The sequence below is a fragment of the uncultured Porphyromonas sp. genome, assembly GCF_947254915.1.
GTDB lineage: Bacteria > Bacteroidota > Bacteroidia > Bacteroidales > Porphyromonadaceae > Porphyromonas.
Window position 1 is genome coordinate 12497 of record NZ_CAMYEZ010000004.1, and the last position, 13509, is coordinate 26005.

Genomic DNA, 13509 nt, shown 5'->3' on the forward strand with positions numbered 1-13509 from the left:
GACTACGCCATATCGTCCGCCTCATCAAAGGTGGTGGCCCGGGGGCTTTCTTCAACTGTAGAGATAGTATCAGCAACAGGTTCGGTCGCCTCCCCTGTTTGGCTCTCTTGCTCCAATTGGCGCTGGTACTCATCTTCGCGGATATGTCTCGTGATCCCGATGCAGGCACCGATAGCCATTGAGGTGGCTAGGAGCGAAGAGCCACCACGACTGATGAGTGGTAGCGTCTGACCCGTATTCGGCGAGATCCCCGTGACGACGCACATATGTATGATCGCCTGCGTGGTGTACATAATCCCGACACCAAGTAGGAAGATGCGCTGCCAGTCACGTTGCGTTCGGGTCGCCCAGCGAGAGAGCTTGAAGAAGAGTAAGATATAGAGTAGTGGCACCCAAATCATCCCGATGAAGCCTGTCTCCTCGATGATGATCGCATAGATAAAGTCGGAGTACGCCTCGGGGAGGATATCTCGCTCCACACTATTGCCAGGGAAGACGCCCGTACCATTGCTCCGTGCGATGGCGATGCGTGCATGCTGCTCCTGAAAGTTGTCCTCGTTAATGACAAACTTGCTGGAGTCAGACTTAGCGGTGAAGTCTTCAATACGTCCCTTCCAGCGGGCGGTGCTACTGTTTTGCTTGATGATACTGTCGGGGAGTAATAAGAGACAAGCTAGGAGTAGCGTGATGCTCGCTAGCCCTACGCCACTGATCGTGAGCAAGCTCTTGGAGAGACCTGTCTGTACGAGTCCGATACCGAGGATGAAGGCGACGAGGATGAGCCCCATGGACAGACTCTCCTTGGCAACGAAGACTAGACCGATAGCTGTGATACCACAAAAGATGTAGAAGCGCCGATTAAGACTACCTAACTGACGTATAGAGAGGACTACAGAGGCAAGACAGATGACACCAACTTTGTAGAACTCTGAGAATTGGAATCCGAAGAGCGTACGCTTCGCCTCATTGGTCTCCGTACCGATGAATGGAGTCGCTATAACAGCTAAGAGCATCAAGACAAAGAAGCCCATCCCGCCTAAGCGTAACCAGAAGTTGCTCAGCCGAGAGCAAAACCAGGCTGCAAGGACAGACATAATGATGTGCTTGAGATGACCAGTGAAGGGCGCATACAGGCTCTCTCCACGGTAAGCTAGTGTGCTGGTGGCACTATAGATGAAGAGTAGCGACGTGGCTAGGAAGGCAAAGTAGAGGAACCACAACGAGCGGTCGCCTGTGATGCGTGGCTTGCGTGGTGTTGGCTCTACCTTGGTAGCTTCTAGGGAGTTCTCTTCGGACGGGTCTTCGCTTTCGCTATGCTGATCCGTCTCACGGGGGAAGAGGTCGAAGATGTCCGAAGGTGTGGTCTCTTGGCTCGGATTATATTCGTCTTGTGGTATCATAGAGTGTCGGATAGGCTAGAGCGAACGGTCAGTATCAGGCTGTTGCTGAGCGATGGCGAGTACCTCCGCTCTGAACTGATCGCCACGATCCTCGTAGCAGGTGAAGAGGTCAAAGCTAGCGCAGGCTGGCGACAGCAACACGGTGTCTCCTGCCTGGGCCATCTGGCGTGCGGCGGCGATAGCGTCACGCATCGAGGTAACCTCCTCGTGGCGTGGTATGACACTGTCGAAGCTGCGGTGGAGCTTGGCCGAGTCAGTCGTCATATAGATCAGTCCGACGACCTTTTCCTTAACTAGAGCCATCAGATCGTTGTAGTCATTGCCCTTGTCGGTACCACCTAGTATGAGGATTGTCGGCTTGCGCATACTCTCTAGTGCGTACCAGGTACTGTTGATGTTGGTCGCCTTGGAGTCGTTGATATAGTCTACGCCATCGATGCTGGCGATATACTCTAGGCGGTGGGGTACATTGGTAAAGGTCTCCAGCGAAGCTCGTATGACCTCAGGCTTGATGCCTAAGGCCTGCGCAGCGCAACCGACAGCCAGGGCGTTCTGCACGTTGTGCTTGCCCGATAGAGCTAGAGCGCTCTCTGGCATCTCCAGGAGTGGCTCCTGGAGGGCGAAGCGTATCTTTCCATCGTGACTAGAAGCCACGACCGCTTCGTCTGAAGAGCCTTCGGTGGAGAAGAAGACCCGTCGTCCCGCTCCCATGCCTGGCTCCTTGAGTAGGCGCTGTGTCCAGTCGTCTTCGATCCAAGAGATGAAGTAGTCGGTGGACTGTTGGTTTTGCGTGATGCGCATCTTGGCCCGTGCGTATAGTTCCATCTTATGGTCGTAGCGATCTAGATGATCGGGTGTGATATTGAGCAGGATGGCTATGTGCGCTCTGAACTGATACATATGATCCAGCTGGAAGCTACTCAGCTCGATCACATAGTAAGCGTGCGGAGCGAGCGCCACCTGACGGGCTAGACTAGTACCCACATTGCCCGCCATAGAGACATCTAGTCCCGCATTGTGGAGCGTGTGATAGAGCCAGTTGGTCGTAGTGGTCTTGCCGTTGCTCCCCGTGATGGCGATCATCATACTGTCGCCAGCGTAGCGGTAGGCGAACTCGATCTCACTGATGATAGGCGTCTGCTGCTCCGCAAGCTGTCGTATGAGGGGCACGCTGTCGGGGATGCCAGGGCTCTTGATCACCTCTTTGGCTGATAAGATACGAGCGAAGGTGTGTCCGCCTTCCTCGTAGGGGATACTGTACTGCTCCAGCTCCGCTTTGTATTGTGGCTTGATTTGTCCCGAGTCGGAGACAAAGACGGGGAGCCCTTGCTTTTGAGCTAGGATGGCAGCTCCGACACCACTCTCTCCAGCTCCTAGGATGATATATTCGTTGCGTTGCATATCTGTGAGATCGTTGTAAGTCTATAAATTATCGCATTTTAAGCGTGATGACTGTTAGGACAGCCAGTAGGATAGCTATGAGCCAAAAGCGAACGGTGATCTTAGCCTCTCGGATAGGTGCGAGGGGGCGCTGGATCAAAGCATCGATACCGCTATTGCCTGCTTTCTGAAAGTGGTGGTGCAGTGGCGTCATCTTGAAGATCCGTCGGCCAGTCCCTGTGCGTCGCTTGGTTATCTTGAAGTATGCTTGCTGCATCAGCGAAGATAGCCCCTCAATGATAAAGAGGAAGCAGAGGATCGGCAGGAGTAGCTCCTTGCGAATGAGGACGGCCATCACGGCGATGATACTACCGATGGCTAGGCTGCCCGTGTCTCCCATGAAGACCTGCGCAGGATAAGCGTTGTACCAGAGGAAGCCAAAGGTCGCGCCCACGAAGGCTGCGCCAAAGATCACTAGCTCCTCAGCGCCTGGGATAAACATGATACTAAAGTAGCGTGCCAGAGCTATGTGTGAGGAGACATAGGCGAGCACCGCCAGGGCGACGCCCGCAGGGGCGGCTGTTCCTGCGGCTAGTCCGTCCAGACCATCCGTTAGGTTGACGCAGTTAGAGATAAAGGTGACGATCAAGATGATGATGATTGAGAAGACAATCCAGCCAACCAGTTCGCGGTGTGGTGTAGAGGCGGGGATTAGCGAGAGATAGTCAAAGTTGTTGTTCTTGACAAAGGGGATCGTCGTCTGCGTGTTCTTAGACTCTTGACTGGAGAAGGTAACCTGCTCAATGCGACCGTTGTGAGTCACCTCTTGATTCTCCCGAATGATAATGTCTGGACTCAAGTAGAAAGTGAGCGCCACGACAACGCCTAGGAGTACCTGTCCGATGATTTTGTAGCGCCCGTGGAGCCCCGCCTTGTTTTTCTTAAAGACCTTAATATAGTCATCAATAAAGCCCAAGGCACCCATCGTCAGGGTCGTGAAGACCATCAGCTGTACATAGACATTGTTGAGGCGAGCGAAGAGAAGCGTCGGGACGATGATCGCTATAATGATGATGATACCACCCATCGTTGGGGTGCCCTTCTTCATCGCCTCACCCTCCAGTCCTAGCGTGCGAACCACCTCGCCTATCTGCATACGATGCAGCCAGTGGATGATGCGTCGACCGATGATCGTGCTGATGATGAGAGCTAGGATAAAGCTGACTCCTGCTCGGAAGGTAACGTACTGAGCCAATCGCCAGCCAGGGATGTCGTTTGCCTGTAACCAATCGTAGAGGTGATAAAGCATAGCGTGATGGGTAAGTTGATAAAGATTATAGGGGAAGGGCTAAGTGAAGGACAAAGGTACGCTATCTATGCCAGCTTCTCTTTTGCAAAGATCTCTTGCGCCACCTCTTTGTCGTCAAAGTGGTGCTTGATGCCTTTGATCTCTTGATAGGTCTCATGACCCTTGCCAGCGATGACCACTAGGTCGCCACGCTGTGCAGCTGCGCAAGCGTCTGTGATCGCTTGGCGACGAGAGACATTGGTGTAGACTTGGTCACGCTCCGTCTGAGGGATGCCCTCGAGCATTTGATCAATGATTGTCTGCGGATCCTCGGAGCGTGGATTGTCTGAGGTGAGATAGAGGCGGTCGCACATATTGTAGGCGATGCGCCCCATCTCAGGACGCTTGCCCATATCACGATCACCGCCTGCGCCGACCACTACGTAGACCTGTGAAGCGTTGAGCTCAGAGACAGTCTTCAGTAGATTCTCCAGAGCGTCAGGCGTGTGCGCATAGTCCACCACCACGTGATAACCTCTCGGTGAGGCGAGTAGGTCAAAGCGACCATTCACATGCTCCAGACTAGAGATGCCACGCAGGATCAAGCTCTTGTCTAGATCGGGTAGGAGGAGACGAGCCACACCGTAGACGGCCGTCACGTTGTAAGCGTTGTAGCTCCCGACGAGCTTGATCTCCACCTCCTCGTTGTCCAGCAGTAGGGTAGAGCCATCCACATATTGTCCTAAGAGCTGAGACATATAGTCCGCATGGCTACGCATCGCATAGGTGTGTAGGTGAGCAACGCAGTTTTGCACCATCACGCTACCGTTACGGTCGTCGGCATTGACCAAGGCGTAGGCATCTGGGGAGAGATTGTCAAAGAGCAACTTCTTTGCCGCAATGTAAGCCTGCATCGTGCCGTGGTAGTCCAGGTGGTCACGCGTTAGGTTGGTAAAGAGCGCTAGCGCAAAGGGCAAGCCATAGACCCGCTGCTGTACCAAAGCGTGCGAAGAAACCTCCATAAAAAGGTAGCGACACCCCGCATCTACCATATCCCTCATCACACGGTGTAGCTCAAGAGCGTCAGGTGTCGTGTGAGTAGCGGGATACTCCTCGTCACCAATGCGTATGCAGACCGTGCTAAAGAGCGCAGCTCGCATACCGAGCCAGTTCCACAGCTGATAGCAAAGCGTGGCAGTGGTCGTCTTGCCATTAGTCCCCGTAACCCCTACGATCGTGAGCTGTCGCTCAGGACGATCATAGTAGACAGAGGCTAGAACCGCTATCGCCTTCGCCGTATCGGTCACCGTGAGCCATGCCACCTCGTCGGAGATGCTTTCAGGCCGTGGGTGCTCAGTGACGATGATACGACAGCCCGCTGCGAGCGCCTTCGGGATGTAGTCCGCCCCGTCCACATGTACACCACGTAGCGCTACAAAGATACATCCCTCAGAGGCACGACGTGAGTCCTGCTCGATCGAGGTCACCTGACAGAGCTCCGTAGAGACGGCTCCTGTGTGTGCTTGGGTTAGTAGATGCTCCTCGGTGAGTGCTACTATATAATTATTGAGTGGTTTGAGATTCATATCTATCTTAGAGAGGATTTCGCTTTACTTTTACTGTCTATGATTGTTGCCCAGGTGGAGGATCACCTTCTGTCCTGGATGGATAGGCGTGCCGACGGGTATGCTCTGCTCCACGACCCTGCCGTAGCCGACCAACTGCACCTCCAGCCCCTGCAAGCTAATCTGATAGATCGCTTCACTGGGCGCCAGCCCCACGAGACGAGGCATCACCCCTTTGGCGTAGCGAGCTAGAGGGTGTAGCTGCACCCCTCCACGACCGTACTGAGGTACGACCAGTTGGTCAGAGGCTACCTTACTGCCCCCTTCGGGTCGCATCTCAGGGATTTTGTAAGTCTTGACAAAACTCTCGACACGCTTCTTCTCCCCACCAGCTAAGTCTAAGTGTCTCAACCGCTCGCTAGCTGGGTATGGTGTGATCGTGTCTAGGAGGATTGGATTTGAGAGCGTGTAGATCTCCTCAGCTATACGCTTCACCCCGCCACCTGCCACGATACCTCCAGAGGCACGCCCAGGACCGTGAGGATTGACTACGAAGATGATGCAACTATACTTAGGACGGTCGGAGGGAAAGTATCCGCAAAACGAAGTCATGTAGACCTCTCCACTAGCACGGTAGCCCGCACCTCCATGATTGCTCATTAGAGCCGTACCTGTCTTGCCACTGATGGAGATCAGGTCAGAGTGTACCGTCTTGGCAGCCGTACCCCTGATCACTACGTTGTCTAGCATTGAGCGGATTGAGTCGAGCGTAGCAGGCTTGCAGATATTCTCATGCAGGACTTGTGACCGGAACTCTTGGATTACATTGCCCTCAGCATCCTCTACACGATCCACCAGATAGGGGCGCATGATACGCCCGCCGTTGGCGACACCGTTGTAGAAGTTGAGCGTATTGATCGCAGGTACCGAGATACCATATCCACGGCTGATGCCAGGGATCGTCGAGTTACCATAGCTCTTGTCCTCAGGTCGTATGATCGTTGGTGTAGCGACCCCCTCGAGTCCTACATCTAGACGCTCTAAGAGGCCATAATTGCGCAGATGCTGATAGATCCCATCGGGGTGCTCCACATACCCTTTGATCGCAATCTTTGCCATGACAATATTGCTCGAGTACCATAGTCCCTGCGCTACAGAGATACGTCCATAGCCTCCTCGGTTCGCATTGTGATCACGGATGTTGTAGCCACCGTATTTGAAGACTCCGTTGCCCGTATCAATAGTATCGCTAGGAGTGCAGATCCCATCATCCAGGGCAGCCATCATAAAGGGTGTCTTCATCGTAGAGCCTGGCTCGTTGAGTGCGCTGACGGCATAGTTGACCCCCTCGTAGTAGCTCTCGCCACCCTTCGTTAGATTGGCTAGGGCTAGGATACGCCCCGTCTCCACCTCCATCAGGATAGCGCCTCCATAGTCCGCCTCAAACTGAGTCATCTGCTCATAGAGCGCACGATGTACGATCTGCTGCAGATTCATATCTAGTGTCGTGTACACATTGTAGCCGTCACGAGGCGGCTGTAGCGTATTCTGTCGTGTAGACCCCGCCAAGTACTGTCTCACCGCCAGCCCTGGCTCGCCCCGTAGCAGAGTGTCAAAGCTTTGCTCCAGCCCATATTCGCCCTGTGTTAGGTCGCCCTTGACCTCCTTGTAGACGCTACCTATCGTACGTCTCGCTAGCTCGCCATAAGGTCTGTCTCGCAGTGCACGCTCCTCGTGCGTCAATCCATTTCTGAGCGGACCACTGCGACGTACCAAGCGCCCCTTGCGCTCCACCGTCATCATCAGCGGATAGGACTGCTTAAGTCGCTGATACTCTACGTGGCTCACCTCATACGGGTATATAGATACGTAGCGATAGCCTGGTTGCTTATGCTGTGCCTTACGATAGCCCTCACGTAGTCGCTTACGTAGCGCTGGGTAAGTGGCTTGTTCCCCCTTGTCCCAGAGACTCATCTGGTAGGCCAGCGAATCCAGTTGCTTGTAGAGCGAGTCTGGCTCCATCTGCTGGATAGCCTCTGCCCCAAAGTCTATGTAAAGCTTGTACGCAGGCTTGCTAATAGCTACGATATGCCCATCTGACGAAATGATATTGCCTCGTAGTGGCGAGATCGTTACTGTGTCAGGCTGATGAAAGCTCTGAGCGATCCTGCGCCACGTCGGACCATCGACGAAGATGATGCCGAAGACCTTGATAAAGATCCATAGAGTCATCAAGATGGCTAGAAAGCCTAAGGCACGATAGCGAGCTATGATAGGACTATGCTTTGACATAGAGGAGTGGTTCGTTAGAGGGGCAAGAGATTATTTCTTAGCATCACGATAGAGGATGATCGACTGCTGGGAGGAGGCCTCTAGATCTGACCCCATCGCTTGGAGCTGCTGCTCGAAGTTGCCCCCGATACTACGACGGGTTAGCTCGCTGACACTCTCCATATGTTTGTAGGTCAAGTCTTTGACGCGTGTCTCTAGTTTGTCTATCTGGCGACGCTTGGCGATGATCTGATAGTTGCTCGTGATATGGATCAGACCCATCAGGAGGATGGCGATAAAGGCAGGTATATACTTTCTAAAGGCAGGTTGCTCCAGCATATCACCGCCCAGCCAGTACCACAGACCATGCGAAGAGCGCTTACGAGTGGACTCGCCAGACTCTTCATCAGACTCGTCTTCTTCATCTAGCTCTTCGGAGTTCTCCAGCTCTTCTGTAGCGTCCTGCTCATCGGGAGCCTCTAGCTCCGCTAGGGGAGCGGGCTCAAACGTGGCGGGCTCATCTGTCTCCTCATCGTCTGCAGGATCCATTGCATCGGGTGCCGTGTCGCTCGGAGCATCCGCCTCGACAACTTCTAGCGAGTCCTCCTCATCTAGGAGATCTCCCAGTAATGGCCTCGGCTGAGATATAGTCTCAGATTCATCGGTAGCCACAGGTGCTGGCTCCTGTAGCTCCTCCTCTAGGTTGTTGTCAAAGTATGATTCGTCGATCTTGACCATAGCTCATCCCACTTAAATATCCTCACGAAGCTCCGCCACACGTAGCTTTGCACTACGAGCACGATTATTGTCTGCTATCTCATCCGCAGAGGGTGTGATAGCTTTTTTTGTGATCACACGCAGGGGAGCTGGCTTTGACATGGGCATACCAGCCAAAGCCTCACTAGGCTGCTCAAAGCTCCCTAGACGGAAGAACTCCTTGACCATACGATCCTCCAGCGAGTGATAAGAGATGATCGCTATGCGCCCCTCAGGTTTTAGGAGACGCACCGAGTCGCTCAGCAATTGACGCAGAGCACCCAGCTCATCATTCACCTCAATGCGCAGAGCCTGGAAGATACGGCTCAGCTTATTGCGTAGTTGAGGCCCTCCCTTGGGTAGGACTGGTGCCAGCACCTCCATAAGAGAGGCGATCGTTGGGTAGCCTATGGCACGATGCGACACCAGTAGCGCTGCGATACGACGAGCATCATGTAGCTCACCATAATAATATAGTATATCGGCCAGTTGCTCCTCGCTATAGCTCATCAGTAGGTCACGAGCTGTAACACCCGATCGGCTATTCATACGCATATCAGGCATCGCCTCCTCATAGCGAAAGCTAAAGCCCCGCTCCTCACTGTCAAAGTGGTGAGACGAAACCCCCAGGTCAGCCAAGATCCCGTCTACCTCTCCTGCGAGCCCCCAGTAGTCGAGCCACTGCCCCAGGTAGCGAAAGTTCGTCGCTACAAAGTGGTAGCGACTATCCTGAGGCGCATTGACTATCGCATCGGGATCTTGGTCTAGACCGATGCAGCGACCCTCGGGAGAGAGTCGCTCGAGGAGCGCACGCGAGTGTCCCCCGCCACCCATCGTGACATCTACATAGAGACCCGAAGGCGTCGTGACCAGCAGGTTAAGAGAATCCTCACAGAGGACAGCTGTATGATAGAGCTTAGTGGACAAAGGAGATATAAAGTGATAAACGTTTGACAGAGAGCTCTGTGCGCTCTCGGCGAAGATGATCTGATCGCCATACCCACAGAGTTACTGCAAAGGTAATCAAATTAGAGATTAGAAGTTAGAGATTAGGAGTTAGAGATAAGACGCTAGGACTAGCACCTAGTATCACTAGAGTCACTAGAAGCACTAGCGACTCTCGCCAAAAGCTCCGTAGAAAATCAAGATCCCCCACCGAGCAAAACAAAAATCCCCACGGAGGGTCGAAATAAAACTTCGGAAGAACCAAATGAAACTTCGGAAGAACGAAATCACAAGTCCGAAGAATTTCCCCATTCCTCCCTGGAAAAATCATCTTTCCTCCGTGGCGATTGTCCCATTTCCTCAGGGAGTCCCACTCTGGAGCTGTCTCGAAAACTCTATCTGATCGGCTCCTCTGCTAGTAGCATACAGAGCTCCTGTGACCAATATCAAACATCGAAGTCATATGAAATAACGTCTCGTGCGAGTCAAGGTGGAGAGGGGGGAGATTTGCTTTCCACACTTTTTTGTACTACCTTTGTTTCCGAAAGATTAAGGTGGGTTCCCTTCCATCATACTGAAAGGATTTGCATAGGGTGGTGCCTATGTAGTCGTGATTAGAAGAGACTCTATCACTTGTTCTTAGGTTATGTCGGATACATACCGCCCAGTCGCTTGTGTGGCTTGGCGTGTTGTTATGACTATTCAAACTATCAATGTATAACTAACGCTAAAGAAGAGTTTTATGAAAAGATTGGCTCTATTCTTTCTGATGCTAACGGCCAGTATAGGCTGGGCTGTGGCGCAGAATAGGACCATCACAGGTACTGTCACCTCGGGAGAGGGTAAGGAGCCAGTGATGTTTGCGAACGTGGTCGTCGAGGGCAATACCTCTATCGGTACCACGACAGACGTAGATGGTAAGTTCACCCTCAGTGTGCCTGCCTCTGCTAAGAAGCTGACCTTCTCCTACGTAGGTCTTAAGACAGTCACCCTTCCTATTACTAAGGTGATGCATGTCGTTATGACGGCCGACTCACAAGTCCTAGACCAGGTGGTTGTCGTAGGTTACGGTTCAGGACAGAAGCTCAGCACGATCTCTGGCTCTATGGCTCGCGTATCTGGTGAGCAGATTGCAGAGAAACCCGTAGCTAACGTGATGGACGCTCTCCAGGGTAAAGTCGCTGGTATGAACGTAACCACATCTTCGGGTGACCCTAATGCCGTCGCTGATGTAAATATCCACGGACGTGGCTCCCTAACAGCTAGCGCTACTCCTCTCTACATAGTAGATGGTATGCAGACTGATCTAGGTACCGTTATGGCTATGAACTCTAGTGATATCGAGAGTATGAACGTCCTTATGGATGCCTCCTCTACCTCTATCTATGGTGCTCGTGCTGCTAACGGTGTCGTCGTCATCACGACCAAGAGAGGTAAGCACACTGAGGAGGGCTTCGGTACAATCACCTTCAACGCACAGTATGGTGTCTCTATGCTCGGCAATAGAAGACCTTTCGAGCAGATGATGACTGGTGATGAGCTACTAGACTTCCAGGCACAAAATGGGTATCTCAAGCCTCTTGACTGGCCTAGTAATAGACCCTATACGAAGGTCAACCTGCTGGATGAGCTTGCAAAAAAGTCTCGCAATAAGGATGGTGATGATGAGCGTTATGCATGGCCATTTAATCCCTATGAGACAGACAAATTCTACAGACCTAACTCTAAGGACTTCAATCTGAGCGACTACTACAATCCAGACAATTACAACTTTGACTGGCTCAGCTACTTTATGGGTAAGAAGGCTCCCTCATATCAGGCAGACCTCTCTATGAGTGGCGGTAGCAATCGCTCTCAGTATTATATCTCTTTGGGTACACTCTCTCAAGAGGGTATCGCACGTGGTCGCAACTCTTTCACTCGCTATAATGGTCGTGTGAAGGTCGATAGTCGAGTCAAGGAGTGGCTCAAGGTAGGTGTCAATGCTTTCGGTGCATTCACTAAGCAAGATGCTGCGGGCTTTGAGGGCGCTCCCGCCATTTCGGCAGGTACATTTGGCTCTCTCGTACAGCCTCGCTATCTAACCCCATACGACAGCCAGGGTAATCTGCGTCGCTACCTCTACTCCGACCTTACAGGAGATTATGGTGTCCCCATAGATCAGCAAGAAAAGTACTATACAGCTAACGACTACACTTACCAAGCTAACATCGCATCCTATGCAGAGCTAACTCCCATCAAGGGGCTTACGCTCAAGACGCAAGCTGGTCTTGACCTGAGCCATAGCGTTTACTCTGTGTACAATCGCACGAATGCTTACTGGGCTGTTGACAAGCGTGGTGGTCGTGGAGAGACTAGGTCTCTAGCTACCAACTTCACATGGACCAATACGGCTGAGTATCGCACCTCTTTTGCTGACCGCCATAAGTTGACTTTCCTACTTGGTCAGGAGTGGGTACAGTATCGTGGAGATGCTATTCGAGCCATTGCTCTCGGTATTGAGGATGATGACTTCAATCTACTAAGTAACGGTAGTACGCAGGAGTCTGACTTGAGACTACCAAGCCAGAGCAAGGGCGGCTACAACTACCTCTCTTTCTTTGGTCGTGTCAACTACTCTTTTGACAACTTCCTACACGTAGACCTCTCTCTACGTAGGGATGCTTCTTCTCGATTTGGTGCTAAGAAGCATGCTGGTACCTTCTACTCTATCGGTGCTACGTACGATCTATATCGTGCACACCTAGAGCACGTCAAGTGGCTTAACACCCTACGCCTACGTGCCAGCTGGGGTACTACTGGTAACTCTGGTATTCCCTCGCTTGCCTTTATGCCTCTTATGGGACAGGAAAACTATCGTGGCGCATTCGCCTACGGTGCTGCATCTATCGGTAACCCTGACCTAGGATGGGAGAAGCAGTCTAACCTCAACATCGGTGCTGACCTTGATGCATTTGACAACAGATTCCATACGGTCTTGAATCTCTACCACCGTATTACGGATGATATGTTGATGCGTGTACCACAGCCTTATGCTTCGGGCTTCTCAGCTCGCTATGAGAACATCGGTTCGCTGACCAATACTGGTATCGACCTCACACTCAGCTACGACATCGTACGTACCCGTGACTGGAATGTATACGCTTCTGTAATTATGAATTACAACCTCGAGCGTGTTACAAAGCTATTCCATGGTCTTAAGGAGTACAGACAGCCTGACAAGTCTATTATGTATAAGGTAGGTGGTCCTGTCCAGTACCTGATGGCTCACTACGCTGGTGTAGATCCTGAGACTGGTGAGCAGCTGTGGTACAAGCTTGATGAGCATGGTAACAAAACCAGTGAGACTACAAATCACTACAGCACTCACCTACTTGCCCCTACGGGCTATGCTATGAATGCCCCCTTCAATGGTGGTCTTGCACTCGGTGCTAGCTGGAAGGGTCTTGCTCTAGATGTCAACTTCACGTACAGTGCAGGTAAGTATCTAGTCAATAATGACCGCTTCTTTACGGAAAACACCACTCAAGGCTTCCTCGGTGCCAATAAGAGTCGCAAGCTCAAGAATATCTGGACAGAGGATAATCGCAACACGGATATTCCTAAGTTTGGTCAGTCACTCAAGTTTGACTCTCGTCTGATTGAAAACGCATCTTACATCCGACTCAAGGATGTCCGTCTCTCATATGCACTCCCCACAGAGTGGATTAAGAAGATCGGACTCATCTCTGGTGTACGCGTCTATGTGACTGGTCGTAACCTGCTTACACTTACAGCATTCTCAGGCTTTGATCCAGAGTCTGCTGGTAACTTGACGATGAATCAATACCCCAATACACGTCAGTATGTGGGTGGTCTACAGGTTACCTTCTAAGTGTATCATCGAGTCTAATTCATAAACAAA

At 52.0% G+C, this 13509-nt stretch carries 8 protein-coding genes; 1 reads left to right on the plus strand and 7 read right to left on the minus strand.

Annotated elements, in window-relative coordinates; all coding sequences use genetic code 11:
• Positions 1 to 2: 2 nt before the first annotated feature.
• From Q0X57_RS00675 to rsmH, 7 genes are all read right to left on the minus strand, one after another.
• On the minus strand, positions 3 to 1400 hold the full coding sequence (locus Q0X57_RS00675) for an FtsW/RodA/SpoVE family cell cycle protein (RefSeq protein WP_297726200.1): 1398 nt from the start codon (positions 1398 to 1400) through the stop codon (positions 3 to 5).
• Positions 1401 to 1415: 15 nt separating this feature from the next.
• Positions 1416 to 2801, minus strand: a complete 1386-nt coding sequence (gene murD, locus Q0X57_RS00680; RefSeq protein WP_297726204.1) for a UDP-N-acetylmuramoyl-L-alanine--D-glutamate ligase — start codon at positions 2799 to 2801, stop codon at positions 1416 to 1418.
• A 28-nt stretch (positions 2802 to 2829) separates the two neighbouring features.
• A complete protein-coding gene (mraY, locus tag Q0X57_RS00685; RefSeq protein WP_297726207.1) occupies positions 2830 to 4089 on the minus strand; it encodes a phospho-N-acetylmuramoyl-pentapeptide-transferase in 1260 nt (419 codons plus the stop codon).
• 65 nt (positions 4090 to 4154) lie between these two features.
• Positions 4155 to 5654, minus strand: a complete 1500-nt coding sequence (locus Q0X57_RS00690) for a UDP-N-acetylmuramoyl-L-alanyl-D-glutamate--2,6-diaminopimelate ligase (protein WP_297726209.1) — start codon at positions 5652 to 5654, stop codon at positions 4155 to 4157.
• Between the two features lie 30 nt (positions 5655 to 5684).
• A complete protein-coding gene (locus Q0X57_RS00695) occupies positions 5685 to 7925 on the minus strand; it encodes a penicillin-binding protein (protein ID WP_297726212.1) in 2241 nt (746 codons plus the stop codon).
• A gap of 30 nt (positions 7926 to 7955) precedes the next feature.
• A complete protein-coding gene (locus tag Q0X57_RS00700) occupies positions 7956 to 8642 on the minus strand; it encodes an FtsL-like putative cell division protein (protein WP_297726215.1) in 687 nt (228 codons plus the stop codon).
• A gap of 12 nt (positions 8643 to 8654) precedes the next feature.
• Complete coding sequence (rsmH, locus tag Q0X57_RS00705; RefSeq protein ID WP_297726218.1) at positions 8655 to 9587, minus strand: 16S rRNA (cytosine(1402)-N(4))-methyltransferase RsmH; 933 nt, start codon at positions 9585 to 9587, stop codon at positions 8655 to 8657.
• A 760-nt stretch (positions 9588 to 10347) separates the two neighbouring features.
• Between rsmH and Q0X57_RS00710 the strand changes: the two genes are divergently transcribed.
• Positions 10348 to 13479, plus strand: a complete 3132-nt coding sequence (locus Q0X57_RS00710) for a SusC/RagA family TonB-linked outer membrane protein (RefSeq protein ID WP_297726221.1) — start codon at positions 10348 to 10350, stop codon at positions 13477 to 13479.
• Positions 13480 to 13509: the final 30 nt, after the last annotated feature.